Annotated in this window: 22 protein-coding genes; 14 read left to right on the forward strand and 8 right to left on the reverse strand. The window is 62.2% G+C overall.

Features of this window, described 5'->3' with window-relative positions:
• Positions 1-12: 12 nt before the first annotated feature.
• Positions 13-1,104: an ABC transporter ATP-binding protein gene (locus AC1D3C_RS26245; RefSeq protein WP_477484935.1), complete on the reverse strand. Its 1,092-nt coding sequence runs from the start codon at positions 1,102-1,104 to the stop codon at positions 13-15.
• A gap of 240 nt (positions 1,105-1,344) precedes the next feature.
• Here AC1D3C_RS26245 and AC1D3C_RS26250 point away from each other — a divergent pair, with 240 nt between their 5' ends.
• Complete coding sequence (locus tag AC1D3C_RS26250; RefSeq protein WP_477484936.1) at positions 1,345-2,073, forward strand: GntR family transcriptional regulator; 729 nt, start codon at positions 1,345-1,347, stop codon at positions 2,071-2,073.
• Here AC1D3C_RS26250 and AC1D3C_RS26255 read toward each other — a convergent pair.
• From AC1D3C_RS26255 to AC1D3C_RS26265, 3 genes are all read right to left on the reverse strand, one after another.
• Complete coding sequence (locus tag AC1D3C_RS26255; protein ID WP_038547550.1) at positions 2,070-2,627, reverse strand: nucleoside 2-deoxyribosyltransferase; 558 nt, start codon at positions 2,625-2,627, stop codon at positions 2,070-2,072. The two genes, AC1D3C_RS26250 and AC1D3C_RS26255, sit on opposite strands and share 4 nt — an antisense overlap.
• Before the next feature lie 115 nt (positions 2,628-2,742).
• Complete coding sequence (locus tag AC1D3C_RS26260) at positions 2,743-3,846, reverse strand: NADH:flavin oxidoreductase/NADH oxidase (RefSeq protein WP_477484937.1); 1,104 nt, start codon at positions 3,844-3,846, stop codon at positions 2,743-2,745.
• Positions 3,847-3,964: 118 nt separating this feature from the next.
• Entirely contained in the window at positions 3,965-5,839 is a 1,875-nt protein-coding gene (locus tag AC1D3C_RS26265) for an adenine deaminase (RefSeq protein ID WP_477484938.1), read from the reverse strand.
• Between the two features lie 268 nt (positions 5,840-6,107).
• Here AC1D3C_RS26265 and AC1D3C_RS26270 point away from each other — a divergent pair, with 268 nt between their 5' ends.
• From AC1D3C_RS26270 to ccoS, 12 genes are all read left to right on the forward strand, one after another.
• The gene (locus AC1D3C_RS26270; RefSeq protein ID WP_477484939.1) at positions 6,108-7,148 is read left to right on the forward strand and encodes an ABC transporter substrate-binding protein; all 1,041 of its coding nucleotides are present in this window, start codon (positions 6,108-6,110) and stop codon (positions 7,146-7,148) included.
• A gap of 90 nt (positions 7,149-7,238) precedes the next feature.
• The gene (locus AC1D3C_RS26275) at positions 7,239-8,063 is read left to right on the forward strand and encodes an ABC transporter permease (RefSeq protein ID WP_477484940.1); all 825 of its coding nucleotides are present in this window, start codon (positions 7,239-7,241) and stop codon (positions 8,061-8,063) included.
• Entirely contained in the window at positions 8,060-8,851 is a 792-nt protein-coding gene (locus AC1D3C_RS26280; RefSeq protein WP_477484979.1) for an ABC transporter permease, read from the forward strand. The genes AC1D3C_RS26275 and AC1D3C_RS26280 overlap by 4 nt, the downstream gene beginning before the upstream one ends.
• A gap of 6 nt (positions 8,852-8,857) precedes the next feature.
• Entirely contained in the window at positions 8,858-9,916 is a 1,059-nt protein-coding gene (locus AC1D3C_RS26285) for an ABC transporter ATP-binding protein (RefSeq protein WP_477484941.1), read from the forward strand.
• A gap of 138 nt (positions 9,917-10,054) precedes the next feature.
• Complete coding sequence (ccoN, locus tag AC1D3C_RS26290) at positions 10,055-11,680, forward strand: cytochrome-c oxidase, cbb3-type subunit I (RefSeq protein ID WP_247137839.1); 1,626 nt, start codon at positions 10,055-10,057, stop codon at positions 11,678-11,680.
• A 12-nt stretch (positions 11,681-11,692) separates the two neighbouring features.
• Positions 11,693-12,424 (forward strand): cytochrome-c oxidase, cbb3-type subunit II, encoded by a 732-nt coding sequence (gene ccoO, locus AC1D3C_RS26295; protein WP_477484942.1) that lies wholly within the window; start codon positions 11,693-11,695, stop codon positions 12,422-12,424.
• 12 nt (positions 12,425-12,436) lie between these two features.
• The gene (locus AC1D3C_RS26300; RefSeq protein ID WP_038549889.1) at positions 12,437-12,589 is read left to right on the forward strand and encodes a CcoQ/FixQ family Cbb3-type cytochrome c oxidase assembly chaperone; all 153 of its coding nucleotides are present in this window, start codon (positions 12,437-12,439) and stop codon (positions 12,587-12,589) included.
• A 2-nt stretch (positions 12,590-12,591) separates the two neighbouring features.
• Complete coding sequence (gene ccoP / locus AC1D3C_RS26305) at positions 12,592-13,470, forward strand: cytochrome-c oxidase, cbb3-type subunit III (protein ID WP_477484943.1); 879 nt, start codon at positions 12,592-12,594, stop codon at positions 13,468-13,470.
• Positions 13,471-13,615: 145 nt separating this feature from the next.
• Positions 13,616-15,205, forward strand: coding sequence for a cytochrome c oxidase accessory protein CcoG (gene ccoG / locus AC1D3C_RS26310; RefSeq protein WP_477484944.1), 1,590 nt, complete (start codon positions 13,616-13,618; stop codon positions 15,203-15,205).
• Entirely contained in the window at positions 15,202-15,711 is a 510-nt protein-coding gene (locus AC1D3C_RS26315; RefSeq protein ID WP_477484945.1) for a FixH family protein, read from the forward strand. The genes ccoG and AC1D3C_RS26315 overlap by 4 nt, the downstream gene beginning before the upstream one ends.
• Positions 15,708-17,999: a cation-translocating P-type ATPase gene (locus AC1D3C_RS26320; protein ID WP_477484946.1), complete on the forward strand. Its 2,292-nt coding sequence runs from the start codon at positions 15,708-15,710 to the stop codon at positions 17,997-17,999. The genes AC1D3C_RS26315 and AC1D3C_RS26320 overlap by 4 nt, the downstream gene beginning before the upstream one ends.
• On the forward strand, positions 17,996-18,142 hold the full coding sequence (gene ccoS, locus AC1D3C_RS26325) for a cbb3-type cytochrome oxidase assembly protein CcoS (protein ID WP_007757373.1): 147 nt from the start codon (positions 17,996-17,998) through the stop codon (positions 18,140-18,142). The genes AC1D3C_RS26320 and ccoS overlap by 4 nt, the downstream gene beginning before the upstream one ends.
• Before the next feature lie 106 nt (positions 18,143-18,248).
• On the opposite strand, the gene AC1D3C_RS26330 is transcribed toward ccoS, so the two are convergent.
• Positions 18,249-20,171, reverse strand: coding sequence for a hybrid sensor histidine kinase/response regulator (locus AC1D3C_RS26330; protein WP_477484947.1), 1,923 nt, complete (start codon positions 20,169-20,171; stop codon positions 18,249-18,251).
• 11 nt (positions 20,172-20,182) lie between these two features.
• Entirely contained in the window at positions 20,183-20,938 is a 756-nt protein-coding gene (locus tag AC1D3C_RS26335; RefSeq protein WP_038547582.1) for a cyclic nucleotide-binding domain-containing protein, read from the reverse strand.
• Positions 20,939-21,057: 119 nt separating this feature from the next.
• Between AC1D3C_RS26335 and AC1D3C_RS26340 the strand changes: the two genes are divergently transcribed.
• Entirely contained in the window at positions 21,058-21,783 is a 726-nt protein-coding gene (locus AC1D3C_RS26340) for a response regulator (RefSeq protein ID WP_477484948.1), read from the forward strand.
• On the opposite strand, the gene AC1D3C_RS26345 is transcribed toward AC1D3C_RS26340, so the two are convergent.
• Together AC1D3C_RS26345 and AC1D3C_RS26350 are read right to left on the reverse strand one after the other, a co-directional pair.
• Complete coding sequence (locus AC1D3C_RS26345) at positions 21,784-22,935, reverse strand: CapA family protein (RefSeq protein ID WP_477484949.1); 1,152 nt, start codon at positions 22,933-22,935, stop codon at positions 21,784-21,786. It lies immediately after the preceding gene.
• Positions 22,936-22,943: 8 nt separating this feature from the next.
• Positions 22,944-24,848 carry a CocE/NonD family hydrolase gene (locus tag AC1D3C_RS26350; RefSeq protein WP_477484950.1) on the reverse strand — a complete coding sequence of 635 codons (1,905 nt, stop codon included), beginning with the start codon at positions 24,846-24,848 and terminating at the stop codon, positions 22,944-22,946.
• Positions 24,849-24,871 lie beyond the last annotated feature (23 nt).

Genomic DNA, 24,871 nt, shown 5'->3' on the forward strand with positions numbered 1-24,871 from the left:
TTTTTGGTGGCATCAGTTCTTGAGGCGGCCGAGGACGATGGCGTCCTCGCGGCCCCAGGAAAGCGGGATCGCTTCTCCGACCTTGACCGGATTGGCGAAAAATTCGGCGTCGGTCAGGATCGCGGTGAAATCCTCGATCCCTGCGCCGTTGACCGAGAGCTTGACCGAAGAACCGCGGTATTCGACGTTGGAGACCGAGCCGATGAAGCCGAGACCTTTTTCAGAAGGCTGGCCGATGCGGACATGGTCGGTGCGGATGGCGATGTCGGCCACGTCGGTCAGACCGGCGGCTCCATCGTCGGTGGCAAGGAAATCGCCGCCTGCAGACACCGACAGCATCAGCTTGTCGCCGGAGCTCTGCGTCACCCGGCCCGAGATGACGTTGTGGTCGCCCATGAACTTGGCGACGAATGCGGTTGCCGGTTTTTCGAACACCACGCGCGGATGGGCGGCCTGTTCGATGCGGCCGTCGTTCATCACGACGATCAGGTCGGCGAGCGCCATCGCCTCTTCCTGGCTGTGAGTCACATGCACGAAAGTGATGCCCAGCGAGGTTTGCAGCTTCTTCAGTTCCGCGCGCATGCGGATCTTCAGGAACGGGTCGAGCGCCGAAAGCGGCTCGTCGAGAAGCAGCGCTTCCGGATCGGTGATCAGCGCGCGGGCAAGCGCCACGCGCTGCTGCTGGCCGCCGGAAAGCTGGGCCGGGCGGCGGGTCGCATAGGCTTCGAGCTGCATCAGCCGCAACATGTCCATCGCCTTGGCGCGCCGCTCGTCCTTGTCGATGCCCTTCATTTTGAGGCTGAAGGCGACATTGTCGACGAGGTCGAGATGCGGAAAGAGGGCGTAGGACTGGAACATCATCGCCGTGCCGCGTTTCGCCGGCGGCAGGTCGGTGACGACGGTATTGCCGAGGCGGACGTCGCCTGAGGAGATGCTCTCGTGCCCGGCGATCATCCGGAGCGTCGAGGTCTTGCCGCAGCCGGAAGGGCCGAGCAGGCAGCAATAGGTTCCGGCGGGAATCTTCAGGCTGATCGCATGAACGGCAGTGGTTGTTCCGTAGATCTTAGAGACTGAAGCGATGTCGATTTCGGCGGCTTTGCTCATCAGGCGCTCCCTTGCGTCTGATATTGTTATGCATCAGCCATGCCAACTGGATTAAACCTCTAGAAAGACTTGCGTTTACCTGAAAGGGTCAGCGGCGGGGTTTTGCCGGTGCGCAAAAATCAGGCGATCGTTTTCGATCCCTTGGGCAAATCGTATGCAATCTTGGCATTGGATCAAAAACAAGTCGCTTGGCATCCTGTAGACACTCGGGTTACAAAGGCCATACATTGGACCGCAGCAATGAATATCAGCGAAAAGATCAATCTTACCGGTACGACGCCCGAGGATCGCTCCCCGGAAGATCGCTCCATGGCGATCCGGGAGACTTTACGCAACGCTATTATCGATCGGCGTCTTGCGCCCGGCACCAAGCTGTCGGAAAGCGAAGTCGGCTCTCTTTTCGACGTCAGCCGCACGGTTGCCCGCGCCGCGCTGCAGATGCTTGCGTTCGAAGGCCTGGTGAAGACCGAGCGTAATCGCGGCGCCTTTGTTTCCAATCCGTCTCCGGAAGAAGCGCGTCAGATTTTTGCCTCCCGCCGGTTGATCGAACCCGGCATCGTCGCAGCCGCGGTCGAGCGCATCACGCCCGAGGATATCGCGGAGTTCCGCCGTCAGCTCGACGAGGAAGAGCGGTATCTGAACGAACGTGGTCCGGCTGCGCGGCGCGCCGAGATCAAGGCCTCCGGCGATTTCCACCTGATGCTGGCTTCCGTTGCCGGCAATGTCATCCTGCAGCGTTTCATGGATGAGCTGGTTGCGCGTTCGTCGCTGGTGATCGCACTTTACGGCCGTTCCGGCGTGTCGAGCTGTGGACATGCCGAGCATAGCGCCGTTCTCGACGCCCTGGAAAAGGGCGACGGTGAACGCGCCGCCAAGCTCATGATCCACCACATCGACCATATCGAAGCCGATCTCGATCTTCAGCTGAAGCAGGGCCTCGGCCTTAAGGACGCCCTGTCGCTCGCCTAACCGCGCAAGTGTCGCAAGGCCTCGGTATAGGCGGCCAGATCCCGTTCCGGGTCGGCCGGCAGTGCGGCGGCGCGAATGACCCGGCCGCCACCTTCCTCGATGCCGACATCGATCATCAGATTGTCAGCCTTGCCATGGTTCTCGATCGACAGCCCGTCCGGGCCGCGAGGACGACCGCTGCTCTCGTCGATATCGAGCCCGGAATACCAGATCGACCGCACCCGCGTGCCATAGTCGTCGGGATGGTTGGTATAGGCCCAGACCCGTTTGCCGAGCGCGATCATGAAGCCGATTTCATAGACGGTGCCGGGGTCGGCACTGATGCCGCGAAACGGCGTGATATTGGCAAGGCAGACATCCGCGCGCCGCATCGCGCCGTCGTTGCGCTGGTAGATCGCGGCTGCCGTCAGCTGGCCTACCGGCGCCTGGTTCTCATCGCTGCCAGGACCGGTTGGCTCAAAACCGAAGCTGCGGGCAAGCCGGCGTTTTTCGCCCATCACGGTCTGGGCATCGGGCAAAAATACTTCGGGGCCGGCGAGATAGATGGTGGGCATGAAAATCCTTTGATGAATCGGTCAGCACCAATGTTCCATAACGTCCTGTCCGGCGCATTGCGAGCATGAATGCGCCGATCGACTGGCTTGAACCGCCGAAGAGGCCTGAACCCCTTCAGGAGGTAAACAGGTTCCTGAGTTGCGACGGTTGGCAGCGGAGATATTGCGGTGCGGGCTTCACCTGGGCGCCGAGTTCCGCCGCGGCATGCCAGGGCCAGCGCGGATCGTAGAGCACCGCACGGGCGATCGCGACGATATCCGCGTCGCCGGTCGAAACGATCGCTTCCGCCTGGGTCGGTTCGGTGATCAGCCCGACCGCCACAACCGGCATCTTCACGGCAGCCTTGACGGCGCGCGCCAAGGGCACCTGATAGTTCGGGCCGAGCGGGATTTTCTGTTCGATATGCAGCCCGCCGCTCGACACGTGGATCGCGTCGCAGCCCTTCTCGTCGAGCATCTGGGCAAACGCGATGGTCTGGTCGACGTCGAGGCCGCCCTCGACCCAGTCGGTCGCCGAAACGCGCACCGTCACCGCCTTGTCGGACGGGAAGGCCTGGCGAACGGCATCGAAAACTTCGAGCGGAAAACGCGCCCGGTTCTCCAGCGAGCCGCCGTATTCGTCGGTGCGCTGGTTGGAGAGCGGCGACAGGAACTGGTGCAGCAGATAGCCATGCGCCGCATGGATCTGGATCGCATCGAGCCCGATCCTCGCAGCCCGCACGGCGGAAGCCGCAAACGCATCGCGCACGCGCTTCAGCCCATCCTTGTCGAGTGCGACGGGGGGCACGTATTTCGGATTGAACGGGATCGCCGAGGCCGACTCGGTCTGCCAGCCGTTCGGGTGGTCAGGCGCGATCTGGCTGCCGCCGAACCAGGGCTTGTCGGTCGAGGCCTTGCGGCCGGCATGCGCCAGCTGCACCGAGATCGGCATGTCCGACCATTTGCGGATGCTGTCGATCGTGTGGCCCATCGCCTTCTCGGTCGCGTCGTCATAGAGCCCGACATCCGCATAGGTGATGCGGCCTTCCGGCGTGACCCCGGTCGCCTCGATCGTCAGAAGTGCTGCGCCGGAGAGCGCGAGCTGGCCGAGATGGATAAGGTGCCAGTCGGTCATGCAGCCGTCCTCGGCCGAATATTGGCACATGGGCGCGATGACGATGCGGTTCGAGAGTTCGAGATTGCGGACGCGGATCGGAGTGAAGAGAGCAGGCTGGGCCATGATTAGGTTCCTTGCGCAAGCGACGCCGGGCGGGAGGATCGGTGGCGCCGAAAAATCAATCCCGGCGTTTTGGCAAATCAACCGAACCTCATCAAGTCACGCTGACGAGAGCGGCCTACTACCAGACAACTGGATGGGTTTCGCCGGTGAGCACGTTGACGAACCCCTCCGGCGCCCGTTCCGATGGCGCCACCAGCACCCAGCGCCATGGCGAGCAGGTCAGCGTCGCAAACGACAGCCTCTCCGGAAAGCCCGGCCACCAGCGCGGCGAGAAGGTCGGCTCGTACATCCAGTCGATCGTCTCGCCGGCTTTGTAGAGAGCCTGCATTTCCGCATCCAGTTCCTCCGCCGAGCGCGCCGTCATCAGCCCGCCGACTTCGTAATGCACACGGGCGATCACCTTGCCGCCGGACACCAGCACCCAGCCGCCCTGCTGTTCGGCGAGCGCATTGGCGACCATCGCCATCGCCTCGTCGGAGGAGCCGACCACCCAGATATTGTGCTTGTCATGCCCGAGCGTCGAACCGAGCGCCGTATCCGGCGTGCGTGGCCCGGTGCCGAGCCAGAACATTTTTGACACTTTCGCCTCGCCGGAGAACCGGTCGACGATCGAGAATTTCGTGACGTTGCGGTCGTGGTCGCGCTGGACTGCGCCATTCTTGACCGGCAGTTCCATGGTGATGAATTCGTCCGACCAGTGGAAGGGCCGCAGCAGGGCGGCATTCGCCGTGGCGCGACCGGCCGGCGCCTCGATGCGGAAATCGGCAGCGGCCACCTGTCGGTCGATTTTCACCGTCTTGGTCGCCCATTCCGGCCAATCGATCTTCGGCCGCGCGCCGGTAAATATCATGCCTCCCGAAACCGGCGTGCCATCCGCCCAGACCTTGGCGATCGACAGCTTCTGCACATCGTCCAGCAGCACGATATCCGCGAAACGGCCGGGCGCGATCGACCCGACCCAGGGCGTCAGCCGCATATGCCGCGCCGGGTTGAGCGTCACGCACTGGATGGCGATTTCCGGCGAAAGGCCGTTCTCGATTGCAAGGCGGACATTGTAGTCCGTCGCGCCCATCTTCAGCGTATCGGAGGCGCTGCGGTCGTCGGTAACGAAAGCCACCTGCGACCAGTCGGCGAGGTTCTTCTCGATGAGGCCCATGATCACCTCCGGCAGCGAATGCGGCCGAAGCTCGATGAACAGCCCATGCTGCAGCTTCTGCCAGATTTCGTCCAGGAACCATCCTTCGTGATCGGAGGCAAGGCCCGCGGCGGCAAACGCGTTGATCGAGGCCAGGTCGCGCAGACCCGCGCCATGGCCCTCGACCACGCCGCGTTGCTCGAAGGTAGCGCCGATCATGCCCCAGAGCCGGTCGTAGGAGGGGTTTGAGGGATCGGAGATCGACGGCCAGTCCATGACCTCGTCGAGGCCGGCGACCATCAGGCTTTCGCTCATGAACTGTTTCTGCTCGTCGTAGCCGAAATACCCGCCGCCCCACTCATAGGCCGTCGGCGGCACGGCCGAGCCCGGCAGCGGAAAGATCTTCATCGGCGAGCCGCGGCGGCGGGCTTCCAGCCAGAATTCCAGGTTGCGGGCACCGTTGACGTTCGAGAATTCGTGGCTCGCCTCGCACGTCCAGGTGACCCCGTGCGGCATGACGAGCGCCGCTTCCCATTCCGGCGTCAGATGCGAGCTCTCGATATGCTTGTGCGCCTCGCCGAAACCGGGAACAGCAGAGAGATCAGGCTCGTGGCTATGTTCCACCACCTCGCCCGCAAAACTGCCCGCCGGTCCCACATAGGCGATCCGCCGTCCCTTGATGACGATCTCCTGGTCCTCGAGCCAGGTCCTGCTGTGGACATCGAGCAATCTGCCAACCCTCAGCAGCCGGTCGGCCGGCCGTTTGCCGAGCGCGGTCAGCACCAGGTCCTGGCGGATGCGGACCTCGTCGGCCGCGGTGATCAGCAGGTCGTCGGGGAGGGGAGCGGAAACTGTCATCGGAGGAATGCCTGTCGGTTCTGGTCGCCGGACCCTAAAGACGATGCCCGGATGTGTAAACCATCGCAAACCGTGCATCGGCGACCAATTGAGGCCCGAAATCAACCTCCAGTATGAGATGGTTCAAGCCTAAAGAAATTTGGTTCTTGACGGCCTATGCCTAATAATTGGGCTTGCGGCCGGGCCGTTCAAAAAATAGTATCCCCCCCAATTCCCGGGGGTGTCCCAGGGGAGCATCAACGCCGCTTTCGCAAAAGGACCCCGCCTCATGAAGGCCACTCGTTTCACCCAATTGGCAACCCTTGCTCTCCTGGCGACGCTCGGCGGCACAGCAACGGCAAGCGCCCAGTCGAAGACTCTCACCATTTCCTGGTGGGGCTACAACGGCGAGAAGATGACCGCCAACATCATCGACCCGTTCAAGAAGATCTGCGGCTGCGACATCGTTTTCGAAACCGGCAACAATGCCGACCGCCTCAACAAGCTGAAGCTGCGTGACGGCAAGGGCGTCGATGTCATCTACCTGACCGACAGCTTTTCGCAGCTCGGCATCGAGCAGGGCCTGTTCCAGCCGGTCGATCCGGCAAAGATCCCGAACCTCTCCGAAATCTACGAACTCGGCCGCGCGCCGCAGGGCAAATACGGCCCGGCCTATACGATCGGCCGCATCGGCCTCGTCTACGACTCGGCCAAGGTGAACCCTCCGGTCACCTCCTGGAACGATCTGTGGCGCCCGGACCTGAAGAGCTCGGTCTCGCTTCCGGGCATCACCACCACGGCCGGCCCGATGGTCGTAGTGCAGGCCGGCAAACATGCCAGTGTCGATCCTTATGCCAGCACCGACAAGGCGTTCGAAGCCGTCGAGGCCCTGAAGCCGAACGTCGTCAAGAACTACAATACCGGTTCCGAACTGGTGAATTTGATCTCGACCGGCGAAGTGCGCGTCGCAATCGGCCAGGACTTCACGCTCGCCTCCATGCAGGCGGCGGTGAAGACCATGACCTGGGCGAAGCTCAAGGAGGGCGATATCGCCACGCTGAACACCGTCAACATCCCGAAGGGTTCGACAAATGTCGAACTGGCCCACCAGTTCATCAACTTCATCCTCTCGAAGGACGTCCAGCAGAAGGAAGCCGAACAGGGCGTCGATGCGCCGATCTCCACCAAGGTCGAGCTCACCCCGGACCAGGCGAAGATCTGGACCTACGGTGCCGATCAGGTTTCCAGCCTGAGCCGTGTCGACTACGCCAAGATGAACGCCGCCAAGACCGATTGGATCGACCGCTGGAACGAGGTTTTCGGCAAGTAATCCCGGATGTCGCCTGACCGGCCACATGGTTGAAATGCAAACGGAGCGCCGCTACCAACGCGGCGCTCCTGCCTTTGAAAGAGACTGTCGATGAACAAGTTTGCCAGATGGAGTTTGACGTTGCCGGCGACGATCGCCGTCGTCCTGCTTCTGGTCATCCCCGTCGTGCTGACGATCGCCACCACGTTCGGCGAGGCGGGCGGGCCGTTCTCCACCTATGCGGCCTTCTTCAAGAGCGGTTTCCGCATGGCGGTCCTTTACCGCACCCTTCAGATCGCCCTGATCACCACGGCGATCGCGCTCGTGGTCGGTTTCATCACAGCTTACGTCATCGCCCAGATGCCGGGACGCCTGAAGAGCATCATGATCGTCGCCGCAGTCTTTCCGCTGCTGACCGGCGTCGTCGTCCGCTCTTTCGCCTGGCTGATCATCCTCGGCAAGAACGGCATCATCAACAATGTCCTGATGTCGGTCGGACTGATCAGCGAGCCCCTGTCGATGCTCTACACGCAAGGCTCGGTCATCGTCGCGATGGTCTATCTGTTCGTGCCGCTGATGATCCTGACACTGGTCGGTGTGCTCGAGGGAATTCCGCGCGACCTCATCGAGGCGGCCACCTCGCTCGGCGCCCGACCGATCCCGACCTTCCTCCAGGTCATCCTGCCGCTCGCAGCCCCCGGCCTCATCGTCGGCGCGGTGCTGGTCTTTACCGGCAGCTTCACCTCCTATGCGACACCGCAGCTTCTCGGCGGCGAAAAGCAGATGATGATGGGCACATTCCTCTACCAGCGCGCCATGGTGACCTTCGACTGGGTCGGCGCCTCGACGATCGCCGCCATCATGGTGGTCATAACTATCGGCGTCGTGCTCATGATGAGCCGCATGGCGCGCCGGCTCAACCCGATGGCGGTCTGATGGCGATGCGTATTCATCCCCTGCTCGGCGCTTTCGCCATTCTCGTCTTTTTCTTCCTGCTCGCGCCGCTGGTGATCATCGTCGGCGCGGCCCTCAGCGACACGACATTCCTCACTTTCCCGCCACAGGGACTGACGTTGCGCTGGTTCGCCAACATCTTCCAGATCGAGGCTTTTCGGCGCACGGCGATTACCAGCCTGCAAGTCGCCATCCTCGGCACCGGCCTATCGCTGCTGATCGGCATTCCGGCGGCCTATGCGCTGAACCGTTATAGGGTCGAGCTGCCGCGCTGGCTTTCGACGCTGTTCGTGCTGCCGATCCTGGTGCCGGAAATCGTCTTCGGCTTCGCGCTCCTGAAGTCGATCACGATAGGTCTCGGCCTGCCGGTGTTCGTCAGCCTCGTCGTCGGCCATGCGTTGCTGATCCTGCCCTATTCGGTGCGGGTCGTCGGCGCCAGCCTCGCCTCCTTCGATTTCTCGATCGAGGAGGCCGCGAGAAGCCTCGGCTGCCCGCCGCTCAAAACCTTCATGACCGTGGTGCTGCCGAACATCCGCGCCGGCGTCATCGCCGCCTTCATCCTGGCCTTCATCACCTCCATCAACGACGTCTCGGTCTCGGTCTTCCTGACCGGACCCGGCATTTCGACGCTGCCGATCCAGATTCTCGCGCATATGGAGCAGTTCTTCGACCCGACGATCGCTTCCGTTTCCGTGCTTCTGATGCTGGTGACCGTCGGCGTCATGGCGATCGTCGAAGCGACGCTCGGCCTCACATTCCTCACCAAGTAGGTTCCCGTGACCGTATCTCTGACCATCGAAAACCTCTCCGCCCACTACGGAACCACCCAGGTTCTGAAAGACCTGTCGATTTCCGTTGCCGCCGGTGAACTGGTGTCGCTGCTCGGCTCCAGCGGCTGCGGCAAGACGACGACGCTGCGTCTGGTAGCGGGTTTCCTGCAGCCGACCAGCGGCCGGATCAGGCTCGGCGACCGCGATCTGACGACGTTGCCGGCCCATGCCCGCGATATTGGCCTCGTGTTCCAGAACTATGCGCTTTTCCCGCACCTGACCGTGCTCGACAACGTCGCCTTCGGCCTGAAGCAGCGTGGCCTTTCCAAACCGGACCGGGCCAAGCGGGCGATGGCGATGCTGGAGCGCGTCGGTCTCGCGCCGCTCGCGGACCGCCTGCCTGCAGCGCTGTCCGGCGGCCAGAAACAGCGCGTCGCGCTCGCCCGGGCTCTCGTCATCGAGCCGCCGCTTTTGATGTTCGACGAGCCGCTCTCCAACCTCGATGCCAAGCTCAGGATCGACATGCGCGTCGAGATCCGCCAGCTCCAGCGCGCCAACGGCACCACCTCGCTCTACGTCACCCACGACCAGGAAGAAGCGTTTTCGATCTCCGACCGCGTCGCGATCATGAATGCCGGCCGTATCCTGCAGCTCGATACGCCAGAAGTGCTCTACCAGAAGCCGGCCAGCGCCTTCGTCGCCCGCTTCGTGGGCTTCGAGAACCTGATCCGCATGAAGGTCGTCGATCGCCAAGCGGCGACTGTCACGGCGGAAGCCGCCGGCGGTACGCGGCTTCATCTTTCCCAGGACCTGTTCGGCCCGATCAAGGACGATTTCATCCTGGCCTGCCGCGCCGATGGGCTTGCTGTCCGCCGCGAGGGCGAAGGCATTCCGGCGGTGCTCGGGACGCGCACCTATCTCGGTCGTGCCTATCAATACAAATGCGAAACCGCTGCCGGCGAAATCACCGCCAATGGGCCGCTTTCCGACCCGTTGGATGCCGGCGCAAGGGCGGTCCTCGCGCCGCTGCCGGAACAGTGCTGCATTCTCGATCCAGAAGACTGAGCCGTTAATAACATAAGCATGGAGCCGTTTGGGCGGGGGCGTTGACGCAGGTCAAACCTCCGGCGCCGTCCGTATGTCAGCACATCATGGTCACAATCCTTCAACCGGCAGCGCATTTGCGCTGTGAGGCCAAAGACCATGAATTACGTCTCAGAAACACTCTGGCTGGCAATCGGCACCTTCCTGGCGTTGCTCGCCGCCGCTTATACCCATGACAGCCTGTTTGCAGCCCATATGTGGGTCCTGTTCTTCGTGCTGTTGATCAGCACGGTCGTTTTGACGCGCAGGATTTCCTTCGCGCCGCGGGCGTCTGCGATAAGCCTGCCGTCAAAATCCGAATATTTCGACGAGGTGGTGAAATACGGCACCATCGCCACGGTTTTCTGGGGTGTCGTTGGTTTTCTGGTCGGCGTCGTCATCGCCCTCCAGCTTGCCTTTCCGGACCTGAACATCGAACCCTGGTTCAATTTCGGCCGCCTGCGGCCGCTGCACACATCCGGTGTCGTCTTCGCCTTCGGCGGCAATGCGCTGATCGCCACGTCCCTCTTCGTGGTCCAGCGCACCTGTCGGGCCCGCCTTTTCGGCGGCAATCTCGCCTGGTACGTATTCTGGGGTTACCAGCTCTTCATCGTCATGGCGGCGACCGGTTATCTGCTCGGCATCACGCAGGGTCGAGAGTATGCCGAACCGGAATGGTATGTGGACCTCTTCCTGACCGTCGTCTGGGTCGCTTATCTCGTCGTTTTCCTCGGCACGATCCTGAAGCGCAAGGAGCCGCATATCTATGTGGCCAACTGGTTCTATCTCGCCTTCATCGTGACGATCGCCATGCTGCATGTGGTGAATAATCTCGCCGTGCCGGTCTCCTTCCTCGGCGTGAAGAGCTATTCGGCCTTTTCGGGCGTGCAGGATGCGCTGACCCAGTGGTGGTACGGGCATAACGCTGTCGGGTTCTTCCTGACCGCAGGTTTCCTCGGCATGATGTATTATTTCGTGCCGAAGCAGGTCAATCGCCCGGTCTATTCCTACCGGCTGTCGATCATCCACTTCTGGGCGCTGATCTTCCTCTATATCTGGGCCGGCCCGCATCACCTGCATTACACCGCGCTGCCCGACTGGGCGCAGACGCTTGGCATGGTCTTCTCGATCATGCTCTGGATGCCCTCCTGGGGCGGCATGATCAACGGCCTGATGACGCTCTCGGGCGCCTGGGACAAGATCCGCACCGACCCGATCGTCCGCATGATGATCATCGCCATCGCCTTCTATGGCATGTCGACCTTCGAGGGTCCGATGATGTCGATCAAGGCCGTCAATTCGCTCAGCCATTATACGGACTGGACGATTGGCCACGTGCATTCCGGCGCACTCGGCTGGGTCGGCATGATCACCTTCGGCGCCGTTTATTATATGACGCCCAAGCTCTGGAACCGCGAGCGTCTCTATAGCCTCGACCTCGTCAACTGGCACTTCTGGCTCGCCACCCTCGGCATCGTCGTCTACGCCGCCGTCATGTGGGTCGCGGGCGTGCAGCAGGGCCTGATGTGGCGCGAATACGACAGCCAGGGTTTCCTCGTCTATTCCTTCGCGGAAACCGTTGCGGCGATGTTCCCCTACTACCTGCTGCGTGCGGTCGGCGGCGCCATGTATCTCGCTGGCGGGCTCATCATGGCCTTCAACGTCACCATGACCATCCTCGGTTACCAGCGGCAGGAGCGGGTTCGGGGCGGCGTCTCCCCCGCCGCTCTCCAGCCGGCCGAATAAGGAGGGATACCCATGTCCATTCTCGACAAACATCACTTCATCGAACGCAATGCGACCCTGCTCCTGGTCGGCTCGCTGCTCGTCGTTTCGATCGGCGGCATCGTGGAAATCGCACCGCTCTTCTATCTCGAAAACACCATCGAGAAGGTGGAAGGCATGCGGCCCTATTCGCCGCTCGAGCTGGCCGGGCGCGACATCTACATCCGCGAAGGCTGTTATGTCTGCCACAGCCAGATGATCCGCCCCTTCCGCGACGAGGTGGAGCGTTACGGTCACTACAGTCTGGCGGCCGAATCCATGTACGACCACCCGTTCCAGTGGGGATCGAAACGCACAGGGCCTGACCTTGCCCGCGTCGGCGACCGTTATTCGAACGAATGGCACGTGCAGCATCTGACCGAACCGCGCGACGTCGTTCCAGAATCGGTGATGCCGAGCTATTCCTTCCTCAAGACGACGCCGCTCAAGATCGTCGACGTTTCCATGGATCTGAAGGCGAACCGCGCCGTCGGCGTCCCCTATTCGGATGAGATGATCGCGAGCGCCAAGGCGGATCTGTCCGCCCAGGCGGATCCGAATGCCGACACGTCCGGTCTGCTTGCCCGCTATCCCAAGGCCAAGGTCGGCGATTTCGACGGCAACGCCCAGAGCCTCACCGAAATGGACGCGCTGGTCGCCTATCTGCAGATGCTCGGCACGCTGGTCGATTTCTCGACCTATGACGATGCCGCCGGCTACCGCTGAAGGGACAGGATGATGGAATTCTACACGGCCATGCGCCATTTCGCCGATAGCTGGGGCCTGCTCGCCATGACCCTGTTCTTCCTCGGCGTTCTCGTCTTCACCTTGCGCCCCGGCGGAAAAGCCTCTGCAGACGAGGCCGCGCGGATCCCTCTGAAGGAGGATTGAATATGCCAGAAAGACATACGGCGGAAAAACATATCGACGAATTGAGCGGCATCGAGACCACCGGCCACGAGTGGGACGGCATCCGCGAGCTCAACAACCCGCTGCCGCGTTGGTGGCTCTGGACCTTCTACGCCTGTATCCTGTGGGCGATCGGTTATGCGATCGCCTATCCGTCCATTCCTCTCCTCACCAATGCGACAAAAGGCCTGCTCGGATATTCGAGCCGCGCCGAGTTTGCCGCCGATCTCGATGGTGCGAAGATCGCCCAGGGCGGCATCCTGGAGAAGATCTCGACCTCTTCGCTGGAAGACATCGTCGCCGATCCGCAGCTCAACCAGTTCGCAACGGCCGGCGGCGCCGCGGCTTTCCGCGTCAACTGCACCCCGTGTCACGGCACGGGTGCGACCGGCGGACGGGGTTATCCCAACCTCAACGATGACGACTGGCTTTGGGGCGGTGATATCAACGCCCTTTACCAGACGATCGCCCATGGCATCCGTGATCCTGCCGACGGGGAGACCCGCATCTCCGAAATGCCGGCCTTTACCGACATGCTGAAGCAGGACGAGGTGCGCCAGGTCGCCGCCTACGTGGTGAGCCTTACCGGAACCCCGCGCGATCCATCGATGGTCGAGCCCGGAAAACAGCTCTTTGCCGACAATTGTGTCGCGTGCCACGGCGAAAAGGCCGAGGGCAAACGGGACCTCGGCGCGCCAAGCCTTGCCGACGCCATCTGGCTGAAGGTTCGCGGCGAAGCGGAGATTGCCAGACAGATCCAGGCCCCGAAACACGGCGTCATGCCAGCCTGGCAAGGCCGCCTCGGCGACGTGGCCGTCAAGCAGCTCACGGTCTACATTCACTCGCTCGGCGGCGGGGAATAAGAATAACCGTTGCTCCATTCGATCTGACGAACGGCCGCCTGTCTGTCATCAGCGGGCGGCCGTTTTGTCACATCGGCGCGGTTGACTTGCGTCAAGGAGTGGGCGTCGCCGAGATGAGAAAACATGGACCAAAGGAACTGGTCCCATGAATCTCTATACGTCTCCCGCGCTTGGCCCCAGCGACGCCTCCGTTGAGCGCATCGATGTCCAGCCCGTGCATTCGCCGGGCGCATCGAACAACCCGCTTTACGAGAAGCGCAAGAAGATATTTCCAAAACGCGCCGAAGGGCGCTTCCGCCGCTTCAAATGGCTGGTGATGCTGATAACCCTCGGCATTTATTACCTCACTCCCTGGATCCGCTGGGACCGCGGTCCCTTCGCACCCGATCAGGCGGTACTCGTCGATCTTGCGAGCCGCCGTTTCTATTTCTTCTTCATCGAGATTTGGCCGCAGGAATTCTTCTTCGTCGCGGGACTTCTGGTCATGGCCGGTTTCGGCCTTTTCCTGGTGACGTCGGCTGTCGGTCGCGCCTGGTGCGGTTATACCTGTCCGCAGACGGTCTGGGTCGACCTTTTCCTGGTCGTCGAGCGGTTCTTCGAGGGCGACCGCAATGCCCGCATCAAGCTCGACGCCGCGCCGTGGAGCCTCGACAAGCTCTGGAAGCGCGTCGCCAAACACGCCACATGGCTGGCGATCGCAGTGGCGACCGGCGGCGCCTGGATTTTCTATTTTGCCGATGCGCCCTCGCTCGCCTTCGATTTCGTCACTGGTCAGGCGGCGCTGGTCGCCTATTCGACCGTGGCCACCCTCACGGCCACGACCTACGTGCTCGGCGGGCTGTTGCGCGAACAGGTCTGCATCTACATGTGCCCCTGGCCGCGTATCCAGGCCGCCATGCTGGACGAGAGCTCGCTGGTCGTCACCTATAACGACTGGCGCGGCGAGCCGCGCAGCCGGCATACCAAGAAGGCGGCGGCAGCCGCGCAGCCGGTCGGCGATTGCGTCGATTGCAATGCCTGCGTGGCGGTCTGTCCCATGGGTATCGACATCCGCGAGGGGCAGCAGCTGGCCTGCATCACCTGCGCGCTCTGCATCGATGCTTGCGACGGCGTGATGGACAAGATCGGCAAGCCGCGCGGCCTGATCGCATATGCGACACTCGACGAATACGACGCCAACATGGCGCTTGCGACAAACGGCAGCACGACGGCGATCGACCCGGTACGGGTGCGCAATCCGGACGGTTCCTTCATCGACAAGATCCGCCACTTCGACTGGAGGGTGATCTTCAGGCTCCGCACGCTGATCTATTTCGGCGTCTGGTCGGCCGTCGGTCTCGGCCTCGTTTTCGCGCTGCTGTCGCGCGACCGGCTGGAGGTCAACGTGCTGCATGATCGCAACCCGCAATTCGTGCTGGAATCGGACGGTTCCATCCGCAACGGCTACACGATCCGGCTGCTCAACATGATCCCGGAGCCGCGCACGATCCTGGTTTCGATGGAAGGCTTGCCCGAAGCGACGATGAAAATTTCCGGCATCACGGATGTTCCGGGCCGTCTCTTCGCGGTGCAGGTGGAGCCCGACAAGACGCTCGCCCTGAAAGTCTTCGTGACCCTGCCCAAGGGTGCAGTTTCCGCCGAGGCCGCCGATTTCCACTTCATCGCCGAAGATCGGTCGAGCCACGAAAAGGACAGCTATTCAGCGGTCTTCAACACGCCGGGAGCCAGAAAATGAGCACGACGAAAATGGATACGATCCCAGCAAAACCTTTCGTCTTCACCGGCTGGCATATGCTCGGTGTGCTGGTGCTCTTTTTCGGCACCATCATCTCGGTCAATTTCTACATGGCCTACAACGCGGTTACGAGCTGGAGCGGGCTGGTGGCGGAAAATACCTATGTCGCCAGCCAGCAGTTCAATGGCAAGGCAGCCGAGGCGCGGACGCTGACGGCGACCGGCGTCACCGGCCGCATCACCATCGACGGCTCCGACGTCCGTTACGAGGTCTTCCACCCGAAGAACGGGCCAGTCGCGGCCGATACGCTGACGCTCAAGTTCAAGCGGCCGGTCGGCGAACACCAGGATTTTGAACTCGACCTCGTTCCCGTCGCCCAAGGGGTTTTCACGGCCACACACGAAATCCTGCCCGGCCATTGGATCGTCGATGCGAGCGCCATCAGGAACGGCAAGCGCATCCTGCATCAGGCCGAGCGGATCGCGGTTTTGAGGAGAGCGGAATGAGCTGCTGCGCGCCCGGAGCCGAAGGATATTCGGGTCATTCGCTTCCGTCCTCCGAGGAATTGACGCTGTCCAGCCGGATGATCGGCCCCGGCCTGCGCCAGACCGATCTCAGCGTTCCACAGGTCCATTGCGGCACCTGCATCGCGACCATCGAAAAGGCGCTCAATGCCTTGCCGTCGGTGGAGCGGGCACGGGTCAATCTTTCCACCAAGCGCGTTTCGATCGTCTGGCGGGAGAAGGCCGGAGACGACGCCACGGATCCGGTTGAACTGGTCAGGGCCATCGTCGATGCCACCGGCTATGATGCACATCTTTTCTCGAATGCCGAGGAGGTCGGCGAAAAACTGCAGCGCGATCTGATTCGCGCCGTCGCCCTTTGCGGCTTCGCGGCAGCGAACATCATGCTGCTCTCGGTCTCCGTATGGTCGGGCGCCGATGCCTCGACCCGCGACATGTTCCATTGGATATCGGCGTTTATTGCCGCGCCGGCGCTGATCTATGGCGGCCGTTTCTTCTATCAGTCGGCCTGGAATGCGCTGCGGCGCGGCCGCACCAATATGGACGTGCCGATCGCGCTCGCCATCACGCTCTCTTATGCGGTGTCGCTCTGGGAAACCATGCATCACGGCGAACAGGCCTGGTTCGATGCCACCGTCTCACTCTTGTTCTTCCTGCTGATCGGCCGCACGCTCGACCATGTCATGCGCGACCGTGCCCGCGCCGCGATCAGCGGTCTTGCGCGCCTGTCGCCTCGCGGCGCCACGATCATCGGTCTGGACGGCTGGCGTGAGTATCGCCCCGTGGACGAAATCCGGCCGGGCGACCGGGTGGCGATTGCTGCCGGTGAGCGGGTGCCGGTGGATGGGTTCGTGGAGAGTGGCGCAAGCGACATCGACGTCTCGATCGTTAACGGCGAAAGCGCTCCAAGGCCGGTCCGTGTCGGAGATATGATACAGGCAGGAACGCTCAGCCTCACCGGCTCGCTGGTGCTGAAGGCGACGGCTGCCGCGAAGGATTCCTTCCTGTCCGAAGTCATTTCGCTGATGGAGGCGGCCGAGGGTGGACGGGCGCGCTACCGTCGGATCGCAGATCGGGCGGCGCAATATTACTCTCCGGCCGTCCATCTTCTGGCGCTCACCGCCTTTCTCGCCTGGGGCTTCATCGGCGGCGACTGGAAGCACGCCATGCTGGTCGCCATCGCCGTGCTGATCATCACCTGTCCCTGCGCGCTCGGCCTTGCGGTGCCGGTGGTGCAGGTGGTTGCGGCTGGCCGGCTGTTCCGGAACGGCATCATGGTCAAGGACGGTTCGGCCATGGAACGGCTTGCCGAAATCGACACGGTGCTCTTCGACAAGACCGGCACGCTGACCCTCGGCCGGCCGCGGTTGCTGGATGTCGAGCGGTTCGACAGGAAGCAGCTGGCATTGGCAGCCGGCCTCGCCGCCCATTCGCGTCACCCTCTCTCCCAGACGCTCGCGATGGCGGTATCCGGCCCGGTTGAGGTTTTCGAAACGGTCACCGAAATTCCCGGCCGGGGCCTGGAAGCGGCGACGCCGGCAGGCGTCTACCGCCTCGGCAACCGCCGCTTCGCCCTGTCGGTGCCGGATGACGGAAGCCCAGGCAATAGCGTGACCGAAACGGTTCTCTCGCTCGACGCCAGGGAGATCGCCACCTTCCGTTTTGACGATTCGCTCCGTCCCGGCGCCCTGGCCGCTACGGCATCCCTTGCGGCCAGCGGTTTCGAAACGGGCATTCTGTCGGGCGACCGGCGCCGAGTGGTTGCCGATCTCGCCATCCGCCTCGGCCTCGAACATTGGCAGGCGGAGCTTTCGCCGAAACAGAAGGCGGAGTTCTGCACCTCGCTCGCGGCGAGCGGCCGCAAGGTGCTGATGGTCGGCGACGGCATCAACGACGCGCCGGCGCTTGCCGCAGCCCACGTCTCGATCGCACCGGCGACGGCGGCGGACGTCGGCCGTCAGGCCGCCGACTTCGTATTCATGCACGACAGCCTCGAAGCAGTGCCTCTGGCGATCGATATTTCGCGGCGCGCCGGTCGGCTGATCCGCGAGAATTTCGCGCTCGCCATCGGCTACAATGCCATCGCCGTGCCGATCGCGCTGGCCGGTTATGCGACGCCTCTGATTGCCGCCGTTGCCATGTCCACATCCTCGATCATCGTCGTCGCCAATGCCCTGCGGCTCAGTGGATCGCGAAGCGCCGCCGAGGCCGATGCGGCGGAGAGCAACAATGAAGCAAAAATTCCTCCCGGTAAGGCCCGCGTCGCATGAACATGCTGATCTATCTCATCCCGATTGCGCTTTTCCTCGGCGGTCTTGGCCTCTTCGCCTTTCTCTGGTCGCTGAAGAGCGGCCAATATGACGACCTCGAAGGCGCCTCCTGGCGTGTGCTGCAGGACGATCCGCCGGAATGAATCAGGAGTATTGGACAAACGCAGGCTTCGACGTGGGTGCCGTCAGCCACTCAGGCATTTCTCGAGCGATTGTAAAAGGCTGCAGACGCAGCCTTTTGAAGTCTACTCAGTCCAGCAGTTCCCGAAGCCGCACCGCGAGCTCCCTGGCGGTATACGGCTTCCTTAGCCAGCTACCGGATTGGGCGAGCTCGCGCCCGGCGATCGCCGGCTCGGCGTAGCCGGAGGTGAACAGCACTTTCATGCCGGGCCGTCTTGCGCGCACTTCAGCCGCCAGCTCGTCGCCTGTCATGCCGCCTGGCATCACGATATCGGTGAAAAGAAGGTGGATGCCGTCGTGCAGGCCGAGTTGGTCCAGCGCTTCCTGGCCGTTCGAGGCCTCGATGACGCCGTAACCGAGCTGCGTCAGCCGGGACACGGCGATGCGCCGGACCCGCGGGTCGTCCTCGACGACGAGGATCTTTTCGGTGCCGCCGGGAATGGAGGCTTGCTTCGAGCCAGCCTCGACGGCAAGCGCACCCGCCGCCTCCGCCTTGTGCGCCACCGGCAGGAAAATTCTGACGCTCGTGCCCTGTCCCGGCTCGCTGTAGAGCTGGATGTGCCCGCCGGATTGCTTGGCGAAGCCATAAACCATGCTGAGGCCGAGGCCTGTTCCGGCGCCCAGGCCTTTTGTGGTGAAGAATGGCTCGAAAGCCTTGTCCTTGACGTCGGGAGGCATGCCGATGCCCGTGTCGGTAACGGAAATCAGCACGAAATCGCCGGTGCGGACATCGGGATACATCTGCGCATAGTCGACATCCAGCCTGACGCGGGAGATCTCGATCGACAGCTTGCCGCCACGCGGCATCGCGTCTCGGGCATTGAGCGTCAGGTTGAGAAGCGCGTTCTGGAGCTGCGATGCATCGACCAGCGCTTCGTTGGAAACGCCGGTCACAGTGGTGCGAAGCTCGATCGTTTCGCCGAGCGTTCGCCTGAGAAGTTCCGAGAAGCCGGACACGAGGTTGCCGACATCCGCAAGCTTTGGGTTGAGTGGCTGGCGCCGTCCGAAGGCGAGAAGCTGGCCCGTCAATTTGGCACCGTCTTCCGCGGCCCCCTGGGCCTCATGCAGCAGTTCGAGCAGTCCCGCATCCGCGAGCTTGTTCTCCATCATTTCGAGATTGCCGCTGATGACGGTGAGAAGATTGTTGAAATCGTGCGCCAGGCCGCCGGTCAGCTGGCCGATCGCTTCCATCTTCTGGGCCTGGCGCAGCTCTTCTTCAATCTTGTGGCGGCTGGTGAGGTCGCGGACGAAGCCGGTAAAAATGCGTTTTCCATTGGTGACGGCCTCGCCGACCGAAAGCTCCATCGGAAATGTGCTTTTGTCCTTGCGCTGCCCGGTCACGACGCGGCCGTAACCGATGATCCGGCGTTCGCCGGTGTGGAGGTAGCGCGAGATATACCCGTCATGGGCTTCGCGGTCGGGGGATGGCATCAGCATCTTGACATTCTGCCCGCAGACTTCGTCGGAAGAGTAGCCGAACAGCTGCTCGGCTGCGGTGCTGAAGGAGGAAATGCAGCCGACTTCGTCGATGACGATCATCGATTCCGGCACGGTGTCCAGAATGGAGCGCAGATGCGCTTCGCGTCCGGCAAGATCGTTCTGCACCCTTTTCATCTCGGTGATATCGTTGTTCGTTTGAATGATGATCGAAGGCCCGTCGCTCGACGGATTGACGGCCACCCAGCGGCTCGCCACGACGACCGTGTGACCATTCCGATGCCGATGAACGACTTCCCCTTGCCAGGCATGATAGGTCTGGACATGACGACGGATCTCGTCGAGCGGCTCTGGAAACTGCGTCGCCAGAAGATCGTGGACGACCTTTCCGAGAGCTTCCTCCCGGCGCCAGCCGTAAAGCTGCTCGCAACCGTTCGTCCAGCGGCTGATGATGCCGTCCACGCCATGGACGATGAGATTGGCATCGTCGAGAAGAAGAGTGACGGCATCGAGCTGGCTTTCCGTCGTGGCTTCGGATCCTGTATTGCCGATCATGTCTATTCCGTCTAATGGCGCCGTCGCTCGCCGAGAGCGATCAGGTCGCGCCGCATGTCTCCACAGTCATCGTCGTCTCCGGCAAGTTGCGCAAGCATTCCCGGCCGTTCGATTCTTATGGAATGACGGGCGGCCGGGTCCAGAACATTCAGCACGCCCTTGCCGATGAGCCTGGTGATCGTACGCGAAACGGTCTCGATCGTCAGGCCGAGATAGTCGGCCATGTCCTGTCGGCTCATGGAGAGTTCGACGATCGGTTGCGCATTGCCTTCGGCCAGCGCACGTTTCAGGTATTTCAGCAGGAACGTGCAGATCCGTTCCTCCGCGCTCTTGCTCGACAAGAGCACCATCTGGTCCTGGGCTGCGGCCATTTCGTCGCAGACCCGAGCAAAGACTTTGGGTCTCAGGCTCTCGGAATTGATGATCGCCGCTTCGAACTGTCGGCGCGACAGCCGACGGACTTTCGCCGTCGTGATGGCCTCTGCGGTGTAGATATAATTGTCCCGGAGCGAAACGCCGATCATATCGCCGGCGTGCAGAAATCCGGTAATCACCCGCCGTCCTTCCGAAATGATCCGGAAAACCCGCAAATTCCCTTCGATGACTTCGAAAATATGCCTGGCCTCGTCACCTTCGAAAAAGAGGGGCTGGCCGGCCGCGAGATATTCGACAGGCTGCTTTGCAAACAGCGAATGCAGGCAGTCCGGCTCGTCTAGCGGTCTTGCTGCTGCCGAGTTGAAGGTCTTCGCATTATCCGTGACAAACATGAAACTGCCCCTATCCGTTTGGTTGAGGCAGTTGACCGAATCCCGGTAACGCGCGAATGCTAGTCGTGTGAAAGACGGTTCTAATTGGTAACAATCTGTAACACGCCGGTTCCCTGTTGATGTCATCCCCCGCCAGTTCCGCAAATATCCTCGTCGTCGACGACGACCCTCGAATCCGTCAGATGCTGACGCGATATTTCGAGGGCGAGGGGTATGCCGTCAGCGCGGTGTCCGACGGGCAGGAAATGCGCGTTCAGCTGAAAAGGCAGGAGATCGACATCATCCTTCTCGACCTCTCGCTTCCCGGTGGCCAGGACGGCTTCGATCTTGCGCGGGAAATCCGGATGCAATCGGACATTCCGATCATGATGCTGACCGGCCGCGACGACGTGGTCGACCGGATCATCGGCATCGAGATCGGTGCTGATGATTACATCGCAAAACCGTTTCACCTGCGCGAAGTGCATGCGCGGCTGAAATCGATCCTCAGGCGGCGCCAGCCGGCTCAGCCGAAGCTGGAGGAGAACGAGGAGAAGATCGTCCGTTTCGAAGGATGGACGCTCAATCTTTCCAGACGCCAGCTGCTGTCTGCAGGAGATGGCGAAGTCGAACTGACAACCGGCGAATTCGACATGCTGGCGGCTTTCGTCCAGCACGCTGGCCGCGTGCTGACGCGCGATTTCCTGATGGATGCGACAAGGGGACGGCAGCTCGACGCCTTCGACCGCACGATCGACGCCCAGATCGTCCGGTTGCGCCGCAAGATCGAGGCGGATGCCAAGCACCCCCAGCTGATCAAGGCCGTCCGCGGCGTCGGTTACATTTTCACCGGCAAGCTTGGTTGATCAGACGACGCGTTGCCGGTCTGCAGCCGGAAGCCCGGCGAGCGCTCTTTCCCTGATCTCGTCCGCATCGGAACCCTGCAGCGGAACCGGGCCTGGAGGCAGACCTTGGTCCACCGGCCTGCCGACGGAAATCGGCAGCAGTTCAAGTCTCTCGCACGTACCGTCATCGGCAAGCGTCAGCCGGATTGCGGCGCTGCGCCAGACATCGACACCTTTTTCGTCATAGGTCGCCGGCCGCCGCGTATGGAAAACGAAGTTGCCGAGACCGGCGATGATCGCTCGCCCGCGATGAAAGGTGATCGGCTGCATGACCGGTGCGCCGGTGCCGAGAACCAGGTCCGCGCCGCTGTCGATCAGGCCGCGGCACAGATCGAGCAGCCACTCGGGCGTCGTTTTCCAGTTCGCATCCCAATGATGGCCGTGGATCGCAACCGCGACCAGGTCGCCGATCGCCTTCGCCGCATCGACGCCGTCGACGAGCCGCTGCATGTCCTTTTCGTCGGCAGTCCAGCGGGCGCCGATCGCATCGCCGGCAACGACGGGCGTACCGAAGACGTCCAGCTCCGGGCGTTCGCCGAGGTCATAACCGACCGCAGCACGCGCCGCGCCGCGCTTGTCGTCACCGAGCGTCCCGACGATCCGTTTGAGCGTCTCGAATTCCGCAGGCGGCGCGGTTACCGTCCGCCTCATCCGCAAGGGTGTTATGCCGCTGCGATCGACCGAGGCGTAGTTGATGTCCGGCTGAGGTCCGAGATCGACGGAGAAGATAGCGAGCGATTTATGAGGTCCCGGGACGATCGCCGGCGCTGCGGCTTGCTCGATATCCGACCCGCTGCCGGCAAGCTTCAGCCCGGCCGCTTCCACGGCGGCGCGCGTCGATACGATGCCCGGCGGGCCGAGGTCGAAGGCGTGGTTGTTGGCATGTGTCACCGCATGAAAGCCGAGTTCCCGCACCGAGACGAGAGCATCCGCCGAGGCCAGATGCAGCGTTTTCGTCTTGGTCGGCCATGCCCCTGCCGTCTCCACCGTCGCTTCGAGATTGCCGAAGGCCACATCCGCCTCGAGGAAATCCCGAACCTCGGCCTGCCCCTCGCCACAGAGGTCGAGGGGGCCGTGGATCAGGATTTGGCCGGTAACGGCGACGGTCAGCATGGCCTAGTTCATTTCGCGATGGGCTTCAGCCCCACCATTGCCGCTCCACCGACGATCGGCAGGCGGATGGCAGATGCACGCGTACCATCGCAGAAAACTGTGTTGCGGGCCACTTGGCTTGTGCGCCCCCGGCCCTCCGGCGCATAGCTATTTGGATTTATATCGTACTTCGGGAAGTTGGATGATGAGATATCAACCCTGATGCGGTGGCCCTTGGCGAACAGGTTGGCGGTCGCGAACGGCTCGATCGTGACCTTGAACACCTCGCACTTGACGATCGGTTCAGGCTTTTCGAAGGAATTGCGGTAGCGGCAGCGGATAATCCCGTCGGTGATGTTGAGCGCATACCCGGTCGGGTAATCCTTGCTCGGCGGATAGACATCGACGAGTTTCGCGGTGAAATCCGTGTCCGGCGCATCGGACGAGACGTAGAGCTCGACCGTGATCGGCCCGACTACGGCGACATCTTCGGCGAGCGGCTCTGTCTCGAAGGAGAGCACGTCGGCACGCGCCGAAAGTGGCAGGCCCGGATGTTTCGAGCCGTAGAATTTCTCTCCCTCGCGCTGGTCGAAACCGCCGCCTTCGAAAATCGGCTGGCCGCTTGTCAGCGATCCGCCGATGGTCGGAACCGGGTTCTTGGGGTCGAAATCGTAGGTGAAGGGCGCGGCACTCGTTTTCGGCTTCTCGGTCGAAAGCGAGCCGTTCTCATGGATGTAATAGTTGCGGAATTCCGTTCCCGGCAGCGGCCAGTCGCTTGCTTCGATCCAGCGTCCGCCGTGATCCAGGCGCCCGTCCGGATTGCGCATGCCGGACCCGCCGCCCATTACGAAGGCGCGCACCACCGGTTCCTGAGCAACCGTATTGTCCTTGGCCTTCAGCCAATGGTCAAACCAGTTGCGGCGGAAGCATAGCCAGCTTTCCACGACGTTCCCGCCGAGCGGCGCAGTCGGCCCGAAAGATGTATCGCCGGCGAGCGTCGTGTTGCGGTTGCCGTGCAGCCACGGTCCCATGATCAGCTGTAGCGGTCGGCTGTTCTTGCCGGAAAGGCCGCGATAATTGTCGAGCGTCGACTTCACATAGGCGTCGTACCAGCTCGACATCAGCACGATAGGCACTTCCGGAAAAGTCTCGTAGAAACCCTCCATATAAAGGCCGACACGACGCCAGCTTTCGTCGAACGTGCCGTTGCGCCACTGGTCGAGCAGGTAGCTTTCGTATTCCGGCATCCAGCGCACCGGAGAATTGCCTTCGCTCCAGGGCATGACGTTGAACCATGCGTGTAGATCCTCCGCCTCGATCGCTGCACGGGCGAACTCATTGCCCTCGCCGATCGCCTGGTTGTAGGCCCAGGTCGCCTGCTTCAGCTCGAATGCGCCGCCCTGGCGGATGCCGCATTGATAGGCGTTGGAAAAACCGCCCGAATCCATCACCATGCAGGCGAGCCCCGGAGGGTTGAGGCACGCGAGTGCGGCCTGCGTATGCGCAGCATAGGAAAGGCCCATCGTGCCGAACTGGCCGTTCGACCAGGCCTGTTCCACCAGCCAGCGGGCGGTATCGTAGCCGTCCGCAGCTTCTGAAATGTATTTGCTGAACTCGCCCTCGGAATTGTAGCGGCCGCGGCAATCCTGGTAGATCACGGCATATCCGGCCCGGACGAAATAGCTCGCCACCTCATGGCGCTTCATCGGCTCCGCCATGCCCACTTCGATCTCGGAACGCGAACGTTCCGCCTTGCCGTAGGGCGTGCGTTCCATGATCGCCGGAAGCCGGCCTTTGATCGCCTTGCCGCCCTTGGCCGGCCGGTAGACGTCGGTCGCGAGCTTTATGCCGTCGCGCATCGTCACCATCACATCGCGTTCGACGATCACGTCGTCAGCAATCACCTCGAAGCGCGATGGCGTCAGGGTATCCATGTCCATATCCTCAAAATTGGCAA

The organism is Neorhizobium sp. P1_A6 (genome assembly GCF_056406795.1).

What these genes read in the sequence shown, in the direction of transcription:
- AC1D3C_RS26330 (WP_477484947.1), bottom strand. Translation starts at nt 20,171, where the DNA reads ATGATCGGCAATACAGGATCCGAAGCCACGACGGAAAGCCAGCTCGAT.
- AC1D3C_RS26320 (WP_477484946.1), top strand. Translation starts at nt 15,708, where the DNA reads ATGAGCTGCTGCGCGCCCGGAGCCGAAGGATATTCGGGTCATTCGCTT.
- ccoS (WP_007757373.1), top strand. Translation starts at nt 17,996, where the DNA reads ATGAACATGCTGATCTATCTCATCCCGATTGCGCTTTTCCTCGGCGGT.
- AC1D3C_RS26245 (WP_477484935.1), bottom strand. Translation starts at nt 1,104, where the DNA reads ATGAGCAAAGCCGCCGAAATCGACATCGCTTCAGTCTCTAAGATCTAC.
- AC1D3C_RS26300 (WP_038549889.1), top strand. Translation starts at nt 12,437, where the DNA reads ATGGAATTCTACACGGCCATGCGCCATTTCGCCGATAGCTGGGGCCTG.
- ccoN (WP_247137839.1), top strand. Translation starts at nt 10,055, where the DNA reads ATGAATTACGTCTCAGAAACACTCTGGCTGGCAATCGGCACCTTCCTG.
- AC1D3C_RS26315 (WP_477484945.1), top strand. Translation starts at nt 15,202, where the DNA reads ATGAGCACGACGAAAATGGATACGATCCCAGCAAAACCTTTCGTCTTC.
- AC1D3C_RS26350 (WP_477484950.1), bottom strand. Translation starts at nt 24,848, where the DNA reads ATGGATACCCTGACGCCATCGCGCTTCGAGGTGATTGCTGACGACGTG.
- ccoP (WP_477484943.1), top strand. Translation starts at nt 12,592, where the DNA reads ATGCCAGAAAGACATACGGCGGAAAAACATATCGACGAATTGAGCGGC.
- AC1D3C_RS26270 (WP_477484939.1), top strand. Translation starts at nt 6,108, where the DNA reads ATGAAGGCCACTCGTTTCACCCAATTGGCAACCCTTGCTCTCCTGGCG.
- AC1D3C_RS26250 (WP_477484936.1), top strand. Translation starts at nt 1,345, where the DNA reads ATGAATATCAGCGAAAAGATCAATCTTACCGGTACGACGCCCGAGGAT.
- AC1D3C_RS26265 (WP_477484938.1), bottom strand. Translation starts at nt 5,839, where the DNA reads ATGACAGTTTCCGCTCCCCTCCCCGACGACCTGCTGATCACCGCGGCC.
- ccoG (WP_477484944.1), top strand. Translation starts at nt 13,616, where the DNA reads ATGAATCTCTATACGTCTCCCGCGCTTGGCCCCAGCGACGCCTCCGTT.
- AC1D3C_RS26275 (WP_477484940.1), top strand. Translation starts at nt 7,239, where the DNA reads ATGAACAAGTTTGCCAGATGGAGTTTGACGTTGCCGGCGACGATCGCC.
- ccoO (WP_477484942.1), top strand. Translation starts at nt 11,693, where the DNA reads ATGTCCATTCTCGACAAACATCACTTCATCGAACGCAATGCGACCCTG.
- AC1D3C_RS26340 (WP_477484948.1), top strand. Translation starts at nt 21,058, where the DNA reads ATGTCATCCCCCGCCAGTTCCGCAAATATCCTCGTCGTCGACGACGAC.
- AC1D3C_RS26335 (WP_038547582.1), bottom strand. Translation starts at nt 20,938, where the DNA reads ATGTTTGTCACGGATAATGCGAAGACCTTCAACTCGGCAGCAGCAAGA.
- AC1D3C_RS26345 (WP_477484949.1), bottom strand. Translation starts at nt 22,935, where the DNA reads ATGCTGACCGTCGCCGTTACCGGCCAAATCCTGATCCACGGCCCCCTC.
- AC1D3C_RS26260 (WP_477484937.1), bottom strand. Translation starts at nt 3,846, where the DNA reads ATGGCCCAGCCTGCTCTCTTCACTCCGATCCGCGTCCGCAATCTCGAA.
- AC1D3C_RS26255 (WP_038547550.1), bottom strand. Translation starts at nt 2,627, where the DNA reads ATGCCCACCATCTATCTCGCCGGCCCCGAAGTATTTTTGCCCGATGCC.